16 protein-coding genes are annotated in these 14,459 nt (G+C 65.6%); all 16 read right to left on the bottom strand.

Features of this window, described 5'->3' with window-relative positions:
* Nucleotides 1-28: 28 nt before the first annotated feature.
* The 16 genes from ACT54L_RS13805 to flgK all read right to left on the bottom strand — a co-directional run bounded on the left by ACT54L_RS13805 (nucleotide 29) and on the right by flgK (nucleotide 14,442).
* Nucleotides 29-409, bottom strand: a complete 381-nt coding sequence (locus ACT54L_RS13805) for a response regulator (protein ID WP_476086181.1) — start codon at nucleotides 407-409, stop codon at nucleotides 29-31.
* 29 nt (nucleotides 410-438) lie between these two features.
* Nucleotides 439-915 carry a chemotaxis protein CheW gene (locus ACT54L_RS13800; RefSeq protein ID WP_476086179.1) on the bottom strand — a complete coding sequence of 159 codons (477 nt, stop codon included), beginning with the start codon at nucleotides 913-915 and terminating at the stop codon, nucleotides 439-441.
* Nucleotides 912-3,686, bottom strand: coding sequence for a hybrid sensor histidine kinase/response regulator (locus ACT54L_RS13795; RefSeq protein ID WP_476086177.1), 2,775 nt, complete (start codon nucleotides 3,684-3,686; stop codon nucleotides 912-914). The genes ACT54L_RS13800 and ACT54L_RS13795 overlap by 4 nt, the downstream gene beginning before the upstream one ends.
* Nucleotides 3,687-3,799: 113 nt before the next feature.
* Nucleotides 3,800-5,473: a methyl-accepting chemotaxis protein gene (locus ACT54L_RS13790; RefSeq protein WP_476086175.1), complete on the bottom strand. Its 1,674-nt coding sequence runs from the start codon at nucleotides 5,471-5,473 to the stop codon at nucleotides 3,800-3,802.
* A gap of 14 nt (nucleotides 5,474-5,487) precedes the next feature.
* Entirely contained in the window at nucleotides 5,488-6,003 is a 516-nt protein-coding gene (locus ACT54L_RS13785) for a hypothetical protein (protein ID WP_476086173.1), read from the bottom strand.
* A complete protein-coding gene (locus tag ACT54L_RS13780) occupies nucleotides 5,997-6,398 on the bottom strand; it encodes a hypothetical protein (RefSeq protein ID WP_476086171.1) in 402 nt (133 codons plus the stop codon). The genes ACT54L_RS13785 and ACT54L_RS13780 overlap by 7 nt, the downstream gene beginning before the upstream one ends.
* Before the next feature lie 10 nt (nucleotides 6,399-6,408).
* Nucleotides 6,409-7,008 carry a rod-binding protein gene (locus tag ACT54L_RS13775; RefSeq protein WP_476086169.1) on the bottom strand — a complete coding sequence of 200 codons (600 nt, stop codon included), beginning with the start codon at nucleotides 7,006-7,008 and terminating at the stop codon, nucleotides 6,409-6,411.
* A 51-nt stretch (nucleotides 7,009-7,059) separates the two neighbouring features.
* Nucleotides 7,060-7,470 carry a hypothetical protein gene (locus ACT54L_RS13770; protein WP_476086167.1) on the bottom strand — a complete coding sequence of 137 codons (411 nt, stop codon included), beginning with the start codon at nucleotides 7,468-7,470 and terminating at the stop codon, nucleotides 7,060-7,062.
* 4 nt (nucleotides 7,471-7,474) lie between these two features.
* On the bottom strand, nucleotides 7,475-8,230 hold the full coding sequence (locus ACT54L_RS13765) for a flagellar biosynthetic protein FliR (RefSeq protein WP_476086165.1): 756 nt from the start codon (nucleotides 8,228-8,230) through the stop codon (nucleotides 7,475-7,477).
* On the bottom strand, nucleotides 8,227-10,311 hold the full coding sequence (gene flhA / locus ACT54L_RS13760) for a flagellar biosynthesis protein FlhA (protein WP_476086163.1): 2,085 nt from the start codon (nucleotides 10,309-10,311) through the stop codon (nucleotides 8,227-8,229). The genes ACT54L_RS13765 and flhA overlap by 4 nt, the downstream gene beginning before the upstream one ends.
* An 87-nt stretch (nucleotides 10,312-10,398) precedes the next feature.
* On the bottom strand, nucleotides 10,399-10,665 hold the full coding sequence (fliQ, locus tag ACT54L_RS13755) for a flagellar biosynthesis protein FliQ (RefSeq protein ID WP_476086161.1): 267 nt from the start codon (nucleotides 10,663-10,665) through the stop codon (nucleotides 10,399-10,401).
* Nucleotides 10,662-11,081 (bottom strand): flagellar hook assembly protein FlgD, encoded by a 420-nt coding sequence (gene flgD / locus ACT54L_RS13750; RefSeq protein WP_476086159.1) that lies wholly within the window; start codon nucleotides 11,079-11,081, stop codon nucleotides 10,662-10,664. The genes fliQ and flgD overlap by 4 nt, the downstream gene beginning before the upstream one ends.
* A 59-nt stretch (nucleotides 11,082-11,140) precedes the next feature.
* Nucleotides 11,141-11,548, bottom strand: coding sequence for a flagellar biosynthesis repressor FlbT (flbT, locus tag ACT54L_RS13745; RefSeq protein ID WP_476086157.1), 408 nt, complete (start codon nucleotides 11,546-11,548; stop codon nucleotides 11,141-11,143).
* Nucleotides 11,549-11,556: 8 nt separating this feature from the next.
* Nucleotides 11,557-11,901 (bottom strand): flagellar biosynthesis regulator FlaF, encoded by a 345-nt coding sequence (gene flaF, locus ACT54L_RS13740; RefSeq protein WP_476086155.1) that lies wholly within the window; start codon nucleotides 11,899-11,901, stop codon nucleotides 11,557-11,559.
* A 19-nt stretch (nucleotides 11,902-11,920) separates the two neighbouring features.
* The gene (locus tag ACT54L_RS13735) at nucleotides 11,921-12,970 is read right to left on the bottom strand and encodes a flagellar hook-associated family protein (RefSeq protein WP_476086153.1); all 1,050 of its coding nucleotides are present in this window, start codon (nucleotides 12,968-12,970) and stop codon (nucleotides 11,921-11,923) included.
* 5 nt (nucleotides 12,971-12,975) lie between these two features.
* Entirely contained in the window at nucleotides 12,976-14,442 is a 1,467-nt protein-coding gene (gene flgK, locus ACT54L_RS13730) for a flagellar hook-associated protein FlgK (RefSeq protein WP_476086151.1), read from the bottom strand.
* Between the last annotated feature and the right edge of the window lie 17 nt (nucleotides 14,443-14,459).

Genomic DNA, 14,459 nt, shown 5'->3' with positions numbered 1-14,459 from the left:
GGAGGGGTGGGGCTTGGGGCGGCGCTGCTCACGGAACGCTCTCTTCCATGAGACCGACTTCGACCAGCTTTTCCCGCAGGATTTCGGAATCGAACGGCTTCATGATGTATTCGTCGGCGCCCAGGGCCAGGGCCTTGGCAATGTGGTCCAGGTCATTCTTGGCGGTGCAGAAAATCACCTTGGGGGCGTCGCCGCCGGGAGTGGCCCGCAGCTTTGCGAGAAATTCCAGGCCATCGGTGATGGGCATCGCCCAGTCGAGCACGATGGCGTCGGGCATGGCCCGCAGGCATTCCTCCAGGGCCTTCTGGCCGTCCGGCGCCTCCGAGACGGAGAAGCAGAAATCCTCGAGAATGCGGCGAGCCACCTTCCGGGCCACGCCGGAATCGTCGACCACGAGACAGGTTTTCATGTGTCGCTTCCTATGAACGGGAGAGGTGGTCAGGCCGCGGCGCGCGTCATGCCGGCGCGCCGCAGGGCCAGATCCACGTCGAGGATGAGGAGCAGTTCCCCGGACAGGCGATGCACGCCCGCCACGATCCCCGCCCAGTGGGGGTCGAGATTGGCGGGATTGGTCTCCCGCCGCGAGGTGTCGAGCATGAGGACGTCGCCGACCTCATCGATGATGAGGCCGAAGGCTTCCCCATTGTGCTCGATGCCCACCGCCATGCCGGCCTTGTCCGCCGGCGGCAGGGACAGCAGGCGGCGCATATTCACCATGGTGACGATGCGGCCGCGCAGGTTCAGCACCCCTTCGATCTCGCGCCAGGCGAGCGGAACGCGGGTGATCGCGTCCGGCACGAAGACCTCGTGCACCATGTTGATGGGAAGGCCGAAGAGCTGCGGCCCGATCCGCACCGTGACGAACTGGATCTCCGAGCGCTGGGCCGCGTCCGTTTTTGCAACGACGGTGGTCATGCCGCCACTCCCTTGCTGACGTTGGCGAATTCTTTCAGGGCCGCGATCAGGCCGGGCCGGTCGAACTTTGCGATGTAGTCGGTGAAGCCGGCCGCGCGGCCGCGCTCGATGGCGTCGGGGTCGTTGTGTCCGGCCAGCGCGATGATCGGCAGGCCCTGGATCTGCGGATCGCGACGCACCGCCTCGGCAAGCGCGTAGCCGTCCATGCCGGGCATCTCCACATCGGAGACGATGGCATCGAACCGGGTGCCATTGCACAGCCGCTCCAGCGCTTCACGCGCCGAGCCGCAAGCGGTGACCTCGTAGCCGTTGCCCTTCAGCACCGGCTCCAGGAGGTTGCGGTAGAAGGGGCTGTCATCCACCAGCAGCAGCTTGGGGACGGCACCCTTCTGCGTCCGCGACATCTGCTCGAAGCGCTCGCCGAAGGCCAGGTTGATGTAGTGGCCCACATCCAGGATCTCGGTCGCCTGGCCCTCGATGACGGCCGCGCCGAGCACTTCCGGCGTATCCGCCGAGAGCTGCATGTCGAGGTGCGCCTCGACGATATCGACGATCTCGTCCACAACGAGGCCCATGACACGGCCCTCGTCCGAGAAGATGAGCATGGGCTGGGTCCCGGTCTCCGCCCGCCGCACTGCGTCGTTGACGTAGATGAGCGGGATCAGGGCACCGCGATACTGGATCACCGGATGGCCGTTGACGCGCTCCACCTTGGTGACGTCCAGTTCCTCCAAGCGGGTGACCAGCGAGAGCGGCACCGCCTTGATCTCGCCGCCGCCGGCGCGGAACAGGAGCAGCGAGGACGTCGCTCCCCGATCCGCCGCACGATTGCCCGCGTGGGCACCCAGCGCTTCGGCCGCGCCTTCCACCGGCGCCGAGGCCGCCTGCGACAGGCCGCTCGGGTCCACGATCATGATGACACGGCCATCGCCCAGGATGGTGCTGCCCGATACCAGGGTCAGCTGCCGCAGCAGGGACGACATGGGCTTCACCACGATTTCCTCGGTGTGGGAAACCGCGTCCACCACCACGCCGAAGGTCTGATGGCCCACCTGCATCACGACGATGAGCGCATCGTTGAGCAAGGCCTCCTCCTTGGCCGGATCGCTCTCCATGCCGAGCAAGGTGCCCAGCTGGACGATGGGCAGCAGCTTGTCGCGCAGGCACAGCACCGGGGCTTCCTTCAAGCGCTTGACCGCATGCTCGGAATTGGGCTGCACGCGCACCAGTTCCACCACCGCGCTTTGTGGCAGGGCGAAGCGCTCGTCTCCGGCGCGCACGATCAAGGCCGGCACGATGGCAAGCGTGAGCGGGATCTTGATGATGAAGGTGGAGCCCTGCCCCGCCTTGGAGCGCACCTCCACCGTGCCGCCAATGAGCTCCAGGTTGGAGCGCACCACGTCCATGCCGACACCGCGGCCGGACACGTTGGTCACCTTCTCGGCGGTGGAGAAGCCCGCATGGAAGATGTAGCGGAACACCTGGCCGTCCGGCATCTTGGCCAGCTCGGCCTCGGTGGCCAGCCCGTTCTCCTGCGCCTTCTGCTTGATGCGGGCCACGTTGAGGCCGCGGCCGTCATCGGCGATCTCGACGATCACATGCCCGCCCTCGTGATAGGCGGACAGCCGGATGGTGCCCTTCTCGGGCTTGCCAGCGGCGCGACGCTCCTCGGGACCCTCCAGGCCGTGGTCGGCGGAGTTGCGCACCATGTGGGTGAGCGGATCCTTGATCTGGTCGAGGACCTGCCGATCCAGCTCGGTCTCGGCGCCGATCTGCTCCAGCTCGATCTGCTTGCCCAGTTCCTGCGCCAGGTCGCGCACGATGCGCGGCAGCTTCTGCCAGGCATTGCCGATGGGCTGCATGCGGGTGCGCATGACGCCGTCCTGCAGCTCGGCCGTGACGTTGGACAGGCGCTGGAGCGAGACCTTGTATTCGGAATCCTCGTGGCGCCGGGCGATCTCCATCAGCTGGTTGCGGGTCAGCACCAGCTCAGAGACCATGGTCATGAGATGTTCGAGCACACCGACGCTGACGCGGATGGACTGGGCCGAAACGCTCGAATGGGCGGCATCCTCGCCACGGGCGGGCGCGGCGGCCGCCGGCTCCTCGCGGGCGGGGGGCGCGGTGTCGTTGGCGGGCTTGGGAAGCGGACGTGCCGCCGCCGGAGCCGGCTTGGCGGCCGGGGCTTCCACGGGAGCTGCGGCCTTCTTGGGCGCGGGCGCGGGCGCGGCCTTGGCCGGGCGCTCCACGGCGGTCTCGCGGAAGATCCGATCCAGCTCGTCGAGCGGAATCTCGCCCGGAAGCAGCTCACGCTCCAGGGCGCTGGCAGCCGGCGCGGCGGCCACCACCGGCGCGCGCGGGGGCGGGGGAGGCGGCGGAGGGGCAGCCTCCACCGGCCGTTCGGCCATGGCTTCCAGCTGATGAATAAGGTCGGCGTCGGAGCCTTCCGGCTCGCGGCCTTCCGCCGCCTCAAGCTCCGCCATGAGCCCCTTGATGCGGTCGATGGTGCTCAGCACCAGGCCCACGGCCTCGGTGGTGACCGGGCGCCCCTCGCGGAACTTGTCCATCAAGGTTTCCGCCGCATGCGCCAGCGCCGCCAGCCGGGACAGGCCGATGAAGCCGCAGGTTCCCTTGATGGTGTGAACCAGACGGAAAATATTGTTCAGGATCTGAGCATTGTTCGGATCTTGCTCAAACTTGACGAGCTCCACGTCCGCCACGTCAAGGCTCTCATTGGTCTCCGTCAGGAACTCGCGCAACAGATCATCCATGGCCTCAACTCCGAGGTGCAGGCGGGGGCTAAAAGGGGTTCACGTGCGGCCCATGGGCCGAAACTTGGGGGCGCGGGCGCCTTGCGGGCGTCCGCACCGGAAAGGAGGTCGGGTCAGGCGGCCCGCACGCGCTCCACGAAGATGTCCACCTGGTTCCGCAGGCGCTGGGCCTGGTTGGACAGGTCGCTCGCGGCGTGGACGATGTCGGAGGACACGCGTCCGGTGTTGGCGGCGGCCGCGCTCACATTGGTGATGGAGGAGGAGACCTCCTGCGTACCCTGGGCGGCCTGGGCGACGTTCTGGGCGATCTCGCCGGTGGCGGCGCCTTGCTCGTCGATGGAGGTGGAGATGGCGGTGGAAATTTCGTCGATCCGCCGGATCGTCCCGGAGATGCCCTCAATGGCCCGCACCACCTCATTGGTTGCCCCCTGAACGGCCGCGATCTGGGAGGAGATCTCGTCGGTGGCCTTGGAGGTCTGCTCCGCGAGCGTCTTGACCTCCTGGGCGACCACCGCAAAGCCCCGTCCCGCATCTCCCGCCCGGGCCGCTTCGATGGTGGCATTGAGGGCCAAGAGATTGGTCTGGGAGGCGATGTCGGTGATGAGATTGACCACCTGGCCAATCCGCGCGGCGGACGCCGCAAGACCGCGCACCACTTCCGCCGTACCCGACGCCTGGGTGGTCGCCTCGCCGGCGATGCGGGCGGCGGTGGCCACCTGGGAGCCGATCTCGCGCACGGAGGCCGCCATTTCCTCCGCCGCGGAGGCGGCGGTCTGCACGTTGGAGGTGGCCTGTTCGGCGGCCGCCGCCACGATGGTGGACTGCCGGCTGGTCTCGTCGGCGGACGCGCTCATGGACGCGGCATTGCGCTCCAAGACGGTGACGGCCTCGGCCACGGTGCGCACCACGCCCGAGACATCACGATCAAACTGCTCCGCAAGCGAGCGCATGGCGGCGCGCTTCTCACCTTCAAGACGCTGGGTGGTTGCCGCCTGCTCGGCGCGCATGCGCTCCGCATTGCGCAATTCGCCCAGCAGCTGCTCCGTGCTGTTCCACAGGTCACCCACCTCGTCGGCGGCACGCCGGGTCTCAAGCTGGACATCCAGATCGCCGTTGGCGAGCTTCTGGATTGACTGGGCAACGCGCACCAGCGGGCGGCTCAGGAGCCGCGTCCCGATGAACAGCGCGATGCCGACACCGATCACCAGTCCGCCGACGGTGGCGGCGATGATGACGGTCCAGACGCTGCGCTGGAGCGCCTCTTGCGCCTGCCGCAACGGCTCCAAATCGTCCATGACGCCTGCCGTCACCTTCGCCAGTGACGTCTGGAGCGCCTTGCGGTTGTTGCGGTTCGCCTCGTTATTGCCCTGGGTGTTGGCTGCCGCAGGGTTAACCTCGGTGCCAAGGCGTGCGGTTTCCATACGGAAGGTGCGAAACTCCTTGAGATCCAGCAGAACCTGCTTCAGATCATCCTGGTCGCCCACGGGGGTCAGACGCTTCAGCTCGGCGACACTCTGGTCGATATTGTCCAAGGCGCGCAGCAAACCCGTCGCGAACGGCTTGGCGACATCGTTGGACGGCGACATGTAAATGCCGCGGGCCTCCATCACCACTTGTGAGACGCCACCGTTTATGCGCTCCAGCAGAACCGCCCGCTGCACTGTGTTGTCGAGCATGGACGCGCCGGTGGCCTGTGCGTGCATGCCGTAGAGGGCCACGCCGCACACCGCGACCGTCGTCAGGCCGAGAACGCCGACAATACTGTAGATTTTACCGATGATCTTCATCTGATGATCCAATCTCAGTGCGCAGCTTTTTCTTTAGGTGCGGGTTTTTCAGGTTTAACGGGTGCGTTGCTTCCGCCTCCGGTCCGCATGTCGGTCTTGTCGATGTAATTTATGGAATCGATCAGGACTTCCTGGATCACATCCCCGCCGATATAGGCATTGGACGCGGCCTTCACGCGTGCCGTCATGGCGGGAAGGTCGTATTTCGTGATCTTCCCGGACTCGATCCGGCCGTTGACATAGATGTCGTTGAACACCGCGTGGGTGACAAAGACCGCTGGGTCCACGGTCAACTTCCGCAATGTGCCCGCATCCGCGGTGAACACCATCTTGGCGAGCACATAGCCCTTGATCTGGCCATCAATAATCATCGGGACCGTGACCGCCGGCAGCCGCTTGAATTCAAGGCCCGGCGGATAAGGGTCCTGCGCCTTGGCATGGGCGGCACCCGCCGCCCAATAGGCCGCGCCATAGCTGGAGCCGAGCGCAACGGCGCACACCCAAAGGCCGATGAGGAGGAACTTCACCATGCCCCCCTCCCCTCGCCAGAGCCATAGGTGGAATAGGTGCCGTCGGATTCCGCATCCCGCAGCGCCTGGTCGAGGATCGCGCCCACTTCCTGCGCCGCCGACAGATGCAGCGACAGGACGCCCTGGTTGTCGGCAAGCTTCTCCCGCAGCCGGTCAAGGCGCGCCTGGAGCAGGTCCGAACGGCGGAGGTCCAAGCCGCGGGCGGCGCGGCTGAGTTCCAGCAGGCTGCGGCTCTTGCGGCGATTGATGTCCGCCAGATCCACCGGCGTGCGGCGGCGCAGCGCCTCGGTCTCGTGGTCCACCAACTCCTCCAGGCGCTCAAGCGCGCTGATGAGGGTGGCGAGGGCCGGGTCCCCATGGATGGGGCTGAGAGGCTGGATGTCAGGAAGGTCCATCACGCGTTCCTCACCCCTTCGCCCGCAGGCCAGGAGAAGCCGAAAGAGCGGCCCGGGCCGAAGGATCGACGGCCTGGAAGGCTGCGGCGGCGCTGGTTGCCGCCTGATCGCCGTCCTGAGCGCGCGCGGCAATGGCGATGCCGACGCGCTGGGCGATGCCGATGCCGCCGGCGCGGGCGGCCTGGTCCGCTACCTTTTCCGCCAGCATGGATTTCCAGATCTGGCCGGCATTGCCGGTGCCGAATACGGCTTCCGACTTCTGGGGCATCATGGATTGCACGAACTGGGACAACACCATGGACTCGAACTTCCGCAGGGAAGCTGCTGCCGGGGAGACCTCCGCACCCGCGCCGCTCTGCGGACGGGACAGGGCCGTGGCATTGCGGAGCGCAATCGTGGAAGAGACAGCGAAGGGCGCAAACCCAGGGGTCAGAGGCGCCGCCGGGGGCCGGCTCTGGCCATTGGCCTGCATCGCCTGGTCGAAGGCCAGGCTATCGCCCGGGCCGCCCATGGCCAAAGCCCGCAGCTTGCTGATCACCGCCTGCTGGCGGGCCGGATCTGCGGCCTGCATGACGCCCATGACGATGTCTGAAGGAGGCTGGATTCCCATGGTCCCATTCGCAACAGGGAGTTTCGACCAGGGAACCTTGCCGCCTTTGGCTTATGCGAGGCTTGCATTGCCCTCATCGCGGGAAGATGCCGTGGCGCTGGCCTCCACCAGCACCTGGAACGCCTTCTTGTCGGCTTCCGCGCGGGCCGCATCCTCGGCGTGGCCTTCCATACGCTCTGCCCGCTTCAGCGCCAGCGCCTCGTCCCGCACCTTCTCCTCCTGCCGGGACTTGGCCTCCACGACCACTTGAGCGGCGCGGCTGACCTGGGCGAGCCGGCGGGCCACGCTCGCCGCAAACAAGCGCCCGAAGGCCTCATGGTCGTAGGACGCCAGCAGTTCGCCACGGGTGCGCTCCAGGTCCGCATGCTCGCGCGCGAGCCGGGCCTGCTCCCACTCGGCAATCTTGTGCATCTGCTCGCGCACGGCAACGATGCGGCGCGCCTTGGCCAGACGATCGGACATGGCGTCAGCCTCCCTTCAGCCAGTTTCCGACCACCTGGATGAAATTCGCCAGCAGGGTGTCGGCAATCATGTAGAAAAGCAGCAGGCCACCGGCCATGACGAACGGTGTGGCGACGAAATAGACCGGGATCTGCGGGGTGAATTTGTTGGTGATTCCCACCGCCACATTGGCGATGACGGAATAGATGATGAACGGGCTCGTCAGCCGCACGGCGAGGAGATAGGCAGCAGTCAGCTGGTCCACCAGATCCGGCAGCGCGAAGCGCAGCGTGAACACCGCCGAGGGCGGAATGCGGCGATAGCTCTCGAACAGCCCCTTGATCAGCTCCAGGTGGAGATCGGTCACGAAGAGAAGCGTGGTCGCGCTGAAGGCGATGAGGACGGCAACCGCCGGCAGCGGCTCGTCATCCTCCATCGGAATGCCCGGCATGCCGGCGACGCCGATGGCCTGAGCCGTTGCATTGGCCATGGTCTGCAAGGCGAGAAAGAACACCCGGGCCAAAAGGCCGATGCCCGCTCCGATGGCGATTTCCGACGCCACCGACATCACAAAGCCCACCGCATTGGACGGGGTTGCCAGGCCCTGCATTTCCCCCTGCAGCAGGGGCGCAAAGGCGAGCGATAGGGACACCGCGAGGAACACCCGCACCTGCATGGGCAGATGCCGCCCGCCAATGCCCGGAAGCAGCATCAGGCAGGCCCCCACACGGCAGAAGACGAGAAAGGCGGTGAACACCGCATGGCTCGCCTCCGCGCTCATGCAATGACGCCCAGAGACTGGATTTCCACGCCTCGTGCGATCTCCACATGGGAGAGCACGGGCAACGACGGAAACATGCGCTCGATAATCATGCGCACATAGGGCCGCGCATCGGGCGCGGTGACGAGCACGAAGGGCATGCCCTGCTTCATGCGCTCCCGCACGGCGGACGAGGCCTCGGTGCCGAACTGCTCGACGAGGCGCGGATCGATGTCGAACTCGATCACCTCGCCCTTCGCGTCCCGCTTGAGGCTCTGGTGGAAGGTCAGGTCCCAGCGGCTGCCCAGGCGCAGCACGCGCAGCACGCCGCCCTCGGCCAGATCCCCGCAGATCTGCTGCGCCATGCGCATGCGCACATGCTCGGCGACCTGTTCGGACCGGCGGGCATGGGGGACGATTTCGGCGATGGCTTCCAGGATCAAATGGAGATTGCGGACGGAAACGCGCTCCGACAGCAGCAGCTTCAGCACCGCCTGAAGACCGGAAAAGGAAATCTGAGAGGGGCAGATGTCGTCGATGAGACGCTTGTATTCCGGGTCGAGACGATCAAGGAGGGCACGCATATCCTTGTAGGACAGAAGCTGCGGCAAGTTGTTGGAGATGACCTCGCTGACATGCGTCAACATCACCGTGGCATTGTCCACGGGGGTGAAGCCCTCCCGGCGCACTTCCGCCGCATAGGCTTCCGCCACCCAGACGGCCTTCATGCCGAAGGCCGGCTCGCGCACCTCCTCGCCTGGGACATCCGGCGCGCGGCCCTCGCCGGTGACCACCAGTAGCTCGCCGATGCGCATGTCATGGGCCGCGACCACGGTGCCGTGGATCTTGATCTGGTAGGTCTTGGCCGGAACGGACAGGCTCTCCGACATGCGAATATCCGGCACCACAAAGCCATAGCGCATGGCGAACTTGCGCCGCATCTTGGACACGCGGTTTGACAGTTCGGTGGGAGAGCGCAGGACAAGGCCCGCCAACTGCTTGCCGACGCACACTTCGATCTCGGGCGTGCGCAGGGATTCCTTGACGCTTTCGCGCGCCTCCTTCTGCGCCGCCGCGGTTTCAGCCGCGGCCTTCGCCTCGGCATCCGCCTTCTGCCGCGCCGCCTGCTTGGGAATGACATAGCCCACATAGGCCATCACGCCGGCGAGGACGGCAAAGGGCAGGAAGGGAAGGCCCGGCACGAGAGCCAGGGCGAACAAAAGCCCTGAGGCCACAAACAGGGCCCGCGGATAGGCACCGAGCTGCCCCAGAACGGCCTTTTCCGCCCGTCCGCGCGTGCCGCCCTTCGACACCAGCAGGCCGGCGGAGAGCGACACGATGAGGGCGGGGATCTGCGAGACCAGGCCATCGCCCACGGACAGGCGCGTGAAGATGTCGGCGGCTTCGCCCAGGGGGAGCCCATGGCGGGTGACGCCGATGATGATGCCGCCGAAGATGTTCACCGCAATGGTGATCAGACTCGCAATGGCCTCGCCGCGCACGAATTTCGAGGCACCGTCCATGGAGCCGAAGAAGGCGCTTTCCTCTTCCAGCTCGCTCCGGCGGCGCTGGGCCTCCTTGTCGTCGATCAGGCCGGCATTCAGGTCGGCATCGATGGCCATCTGCTTGCCGGGAATGGCGTCGAGGGTGAAGCGCGCGCCCACTTCGGCAATACGTGTCGCGCCCTTAGTAATGACAAGAAAATTGACCGTGACAAGGATCACGAAGACCACGATGCCGATGACAAAATCACCGCTCATCACCAGTTGTGAAAAGCCTTGAATGATGCGCCCGGCCGCGTGCACGCCGTCGCCGCCATGGGCGAGGATGAGGCGGGTGGTGGCCACGCCCAGCGCCAGGCGCAACAAGGTGGCGATCAGAAGAATGGTGGGGAAGGAGGAGAATTCCAGCGGCTTCTGGATCCACAGCGCCACCATCAGGATCAGCACGGACAGTGCAATGGAGAGCGCCAGGCCAATATCGATGAGAAAGGTCGGGATCGGCAGGAACAGAACCGCCAGGATCGCCACCACGCCGATGGCAAACCCGATGTCACGGCGTGAATTCCCCACGGCAACGCCGTCGGCTGCGATGTCACTCATCTTTCACCCCCACGCCACCTCATATGGCGCCGGCCCGAAGGCCATGGTCCGACATCATGTCGATGGACTGGTAAGACGTCGCCCGGCTCAATATCCGGTTGCGATGTGGCCGTAGATTTCCTGCGTGAAGGCAAGGATCTGCGCGCCCATGAAGGAGCCGGTTACGGCGGTTGCCGCAAGCACGGCGATGATCTTCGGAATGAAGGTCAAGGTGACTTCCTGCACTTGTGTCAGTGCCTGGAAGAACGCCACCAATATTCCCACCAGCATCGCCGCTGCGACCGCAGGTCCTGCGGCAATGAGGATGGTCCAGATGGCCGAGTGGACGAGGTCGAGCGCGTCGGCCTCGTTCATTGGCTGAGCACGATGCCGGAGGACAAGGTCACGGTCTGCCCGTTGGTCAGCGTGGCCACCGGGTCGCCGCTGGTGAGGCGCACCGAGGAAATCTGTCCGCTGACGGAGCCGTCCGCGCTGGTCACGCCGCGCCCAACCGCCTGCTCGGCGAGCTGGAGCGAGGAGGTCATCAGCAGGGAGTCCAGCTTGGCGTTGGAAGCAACCGACTGTTCCACCTGAGAAAACGCCGCCAGCTGGGACATGTAGGCGGTGGAATCCATGGGCTGGGTCGGGTCCTGGTTCTGCAGCTGGGCCACCAGCAGCTTCAGGAACGAGGTATAATCGATGGTAGATGCCTTGCCGGCGGCGGCGGTCGCGGTGCTCGCGCCGCTGGCGGTGGACGGGGCGGTGCCGGTCAGGCTGCTGATACTCGTCATGATTTTTCCTCCTGCCTTCCTCTTGCCCGGCGAAGGTTGCGCGAGGCCGTCCTGCTGCGTCAGGCGGCGCAGGTGGGCCGGCGGGCGGGGTCGCCCAGGATCGCGTCTTCCAGGGGGAACAGGCCCCGCAAGGCCCGCAGGGCGTCGTAAACCCTTTCAGATTCAACCATTTGCCCGACTTCATCGAGCCCCCGCAGGACATCGAGGTTGCGGAACGAGGTGAAGAGGGCCGCCAATTGCTGGAAGAACAGGGTGCGCGCCGCCGCGGCGTTGGCCGGGTCCATCAGAATGGCCTGCGCCACGAAATAGAGTTGGCGCAGGGGAGTGCTGGTCTCTTCCAATTGCATGACGTGATTTTCCATGAGGAATGTCACGTCATTCATGAGTTCGACGCACACCTTGCGATCGAACCGCACAACGGCGCCGTTAATGTACAGTTTTTCTCCGGCTCTCAGATTGAGCTGCATGGATTTTTTCATGACAGTCCGTCCCGAATGGCACGATTGACCTCGATGAGGCCGGCGAAATTGTTGGAACGCTCGTTGAGGATGTCATCCCCCTCCTTCATGACCCAAAGGCCGATGGAGATGAGGCTCGCCTTGAGATCATCGGGCAACTCATTATGGGGATTGGACAGATCAGAGATCAGGAATCCCCAGAGTTTCTGAGTATATTCGATGGCCTCCAGCGCCGAGGGAACGGAAGCCGACAGCGAAGCCGTGTCGAGCAGACCAATGGCATGATCGAGGGCGAGGCGCTCACGCTCGCGCTTGATGGCACCAGATTCTTCGAGAATCTCGGCATAGGAGAACTTATACATGACGCCCTCGTTACTGCCTTCAAACATAGTTGAGGATGCTCAGCTGCATGATTTTCGCTGTCGTCGAGTAGGACATCTGAAGCTGTGTGGTCAGGCTATCCAGTCTCGTCTTGGCTTCTGCAGGGTCCACACCCTCCACAGCGGAGATGTGAAGAGAAACGGTGTTGAGCGAGCGCTGCGTGGCATTCTCCGCCGCAGCCAGGCGTATTTGCGAGACACCAAGCACGGTCGCGGCCTGGTTCAGGCCAGTCACGGCGCGTCCCGTTACTTCCACCGCCTTCGTCACAACTGCATTCCTGGCGCCTTCCGGAAGGCTGGACAGGGCCAGTTGCGATGCCATCGTATATGCCATGGCAAGGTTGCGCATGGCTGGTATGTTGGCATTGGTCGAAACGGTCACGCTCTCGGACGACGAGATGCGGCTGGTGAGGTTCTGGTCCGACGCGCTCGACCAGGTCTGCCCCCAAGCGGGATCGGCGAACAGGGCGGAGAATTCGTTGTTCAGGAAGTCTTCCATGTCGGACGTGGTGATTTCAGCCACTTTCGGGTCGCGCTGCGGGTCCACCGGGTCCAGGCCGAACCGCTGCGCGAAGGCGGCGTTCACAGCCGCCTTGGGGCCGTTGTCGTAATTGGCCAGGGGCGGCACGCCGTTATTGATGCCGCCAAAGATGTATCTCTGGCCGTCCCCCGTATTCATCATGGAAGTAAAAGCGGACAGTCCCGCCTTCGCCTGATCTGTGATGACGCCCGACCCGACCGTCGTCGACTTCGCGGCGATCAGGTTTTTCAGGAAATCATTGGTGTCAGTCGAGATCTGACCCAGCGTCGTCTGCGTCAGGTCAAGCTGGCTCTTGGCGAGGGCATGGTCCCGGGTCAGCGCGTTGAGGCGGTCCTCGGTGGCGTGCAGATCGACGCTCTGGCCGACCCCAACGCCCAGAGAAAGGCCCAGATCTGCGCTTCGCCCGGACGAAATTTCCACCTGAGCTTTGGTGATCTCGGTTTGCAGCCGCGGCAGAACATTGCGGGCGGCGCTGGTCCAGGCGAGGGTCGAGATGTAGGTGCTCATCATGGCGATCACCGGATCATGCCGAAGAGGGCATCGAAGAGTTGGTTGACGGCGCCGATCAGCTTGGAGGACGCCTGGTAGGAGCGCTCCAGCTCCAGCTGGTTGGCATATTCCTGGTCGAGGTTGATGCCGGTGGCGTTGGACAGGGCGCCGGAGGCCTGGGCCAGGACCGCCTGCTCGCTGTCGGCGCGGGTGGAGGTGATCTGGCGCAGACCTTCCAGCCAGCCCACCGAGGCGGTGGCGAAGCCCGAAAGCGGCTTCTGCGCGGTGCCGAGGCCGGCGGCGCCGTCGAAGCTGCGCTGGGCGGACAGGGCCGTGCTGAGGCCGGTGAGGCGATCCTGGAAGCTGGCGGCGGCGCTGGCATTATAGCCATAGGCCGCGCCGTTGAGGCCGCCGTCGCGCACCAGGAAGGGATTGCCCCCCTGCACCGCGTCCGCGCCTGGGTGGACCGCGATGGTGGCCGCAAGGCCGGCGGTCAGGGCGCCGGGCACGCTGGACGAGCCGCTGGCCGGGATGAAGAGACCGGCGGCCGCGGGAGCGCCGCCGCCGGTCTGATCCTGCTCGGAGAACGCGGTGACCAATCCCCGGGCGAGCTCGTCCAACTGGTTCTGATAGGTGGGCGCGATGGTGTCGCGCAGCGTGGCAAGGCCGGCAATGCGCCCCGCCTGCAGCGGCATGGCGGCGTCGGCGCCGGTCACCGCCACGCCATCCACCACCACCGCATGCCCGGCCGAGCCGGGCGCCAGCACGGTGGAGGGCCGGAAGGTGACGGCGCGCGGCACAGAATCGAACAAGGTCACGCCGCTGTCGGTGTAGAGCACCATGTCGTTGTTGGCGCGCGAGACCGTAGAGATGCCCATCTCCTGGGACAGGTTGGACAGGATGGCGTCACGCCGGTCCATGGCATCGGTGACATCGATGCCCCGGGCAGTGCCGGACACCACGGTGGCATTCTCGGTCTGGAACTGGGCCAGGAGGTCATTGACCTTGGTGACGGACGTGCCAATGGCAGCATCCGCATCGGTGCGGGCTTGCTGCACCGTCTCGGTGGAGCTGTTCAGGGCGCGGGCAAGATCGGCCGCGGCGGTGGCCACCGACTGGGCGAACACCGCATTGTCGGGAGCGTTGGCCGCGCTCTGGAGCGCGCTCTGCAGCGCGCCGAGCCTCGCCGCCGGCGAGATGCCGGAGGTGGTCTCGCCGATGGTCTGGCGGAGCGTGTCGAGGCCGTCGAGCACCGCCTTTTCATTGGCGGTGCTGGAGGTGGCCCCCAGCATGCGGTCGAAGAGAGGCCCGCCGGTCGCGCGCGAAATGGTCACCACCCGGCTCGAGCCGTCGCCGGACGTGATGGTCACGGCGATCTTGCGCGAGGCGTTGGGATCGTTGCCGCCGGCCACGTTGCGGCTGGACACCGACAACTGGGTTGCGGTGGTCTGCAGCGACGAGCGCGCGGTGTTGAACGCGAGCGACAGGCTCATGGCACCCTCTCAAGCCG

This window comes from Aquabacter sp. DMC10, from assembly GCF_056314145.1.
Note: the sequence above shows the minus strand (reverse complement) of the source record. Positions and strands in the feature narration are given on the sequence as shown.

Excerpts from the sequence above, each read along its gene's own strand:
- ACT54L_RS13770 (WP_476086167.1), bottom strand. The coding sequence starts at position 7,470 with ATGTCCGATCGTCTGGCCAAGGCGCGCCGCATCGTTGCCGTGCGCGAG.
- ACT54L_RS13805 (WP_476086181.1), bottom strand. The coding sequence starts at position 409 with ATGAAAACCTGTCTCGTGGTCGACGATTCCGGCGTGGCCCGGAAGGTG.
- flgK (WP_476086151.1), bottom strand. The coding sequence starts at position 14,442 with ATGAGCCTGTCGCTCGCGTTCAACACCGCGCGCTCGTCGCTGCAGACC.
- ACT54L_RS13735 (WP_476086153.1), bottom strand. The coding sequence starts at position 12,970 with ATGATGAGCACCTACATCTCGACCCTCGCCTGGACCAGCGCCGCCCGC.
- flhA (WP_476086163.1), bottom strand. The coding sequence starts at position 10,311 with ATGAGTGACATCGCAGCCGACGGCGTTGCCGTGGGGAATTCACGCCGT.
- ACT54L_RS13790 (WP_476086175.1), bottom strand. The coding sequence starts at position 5,473 with ATGAAGATCATCGGTAAAATCTACAGTATTGTCGGCGTTCTCGGCCTG.
- flgD (WP_476086159.1), bottom strand. The coding sequence starts at position 11,081 with ATGACGAGTATCAGCAGCCTGACCGGCACCGCCCCGTCCACCGCCAGC.
- ACT54L_RS13780 (WP_476086171.1), bottom strand. The coding sequence starts at position 6,398 with ATGGACCTTCCTGACATCCAGCCTCTCAGCCCCATCCATGGGGACCCG.
- flbT (WP_476086157.1), bottom strand. The coding sequence starts at position 11,548 with ATGCAGCTCAATCTGAGAGCCGGAGAAAAACTGTACATTAACGGCGCC.
- flaF (WP_476086155.1), bottom strand. The coding sequence starts at position 11,901 with ATGTATAAGTTCTCCTATGCCGAGATTCTCGAAGAATCTGGTGCCATC.
- ACT54L_RS13765 (WP_476086165.1), bottom strand. The coding sequence starts at position 8,230 with ATGAGCGCGGAGGCGAGCCATGCGGTGTTCACCGCCTTTCTCGTCTTC.
- ACT54L_RS13795 (WP_476086177.1), bottom strand. The coding sequence starts at position 3,686 with ATGGATGATCTGTTGCGCGAGTTCCTGACGGAGACCAATGAGAGCCTT.
- ACT54L_RS13800 (WP_476086179.1), bottom strand. The coding sequence starts at position 915 with ATGACCACCGTCGTTGCAAAAACGGACGCGGCCCAGCGCTCGGAGATC.
- fliQ (WP_476086161.1), bottom strand. The coding sequence starts at position 10,665 with ATGAACGAGGCCGACGCGCTCGACCTCGTCCACTCGGCCATCTGGACC.
- ACT54L_RS13785 (WP_476086173.1), bottom strand. The coding sequence starts at position 6,003 with ATGGTGAAGTTCCTCCTCATCGGCCTTTGGGTGTGCGCCGTTGCGCTC.
- ACT54L_RS13775 (WP_476086169.1), bottom strand. The coding sequence starts at position 7,008 with ATGGGAATCCAGCCTCCTTCAGACATCGTCATGGGCGTCATGCAGGCC.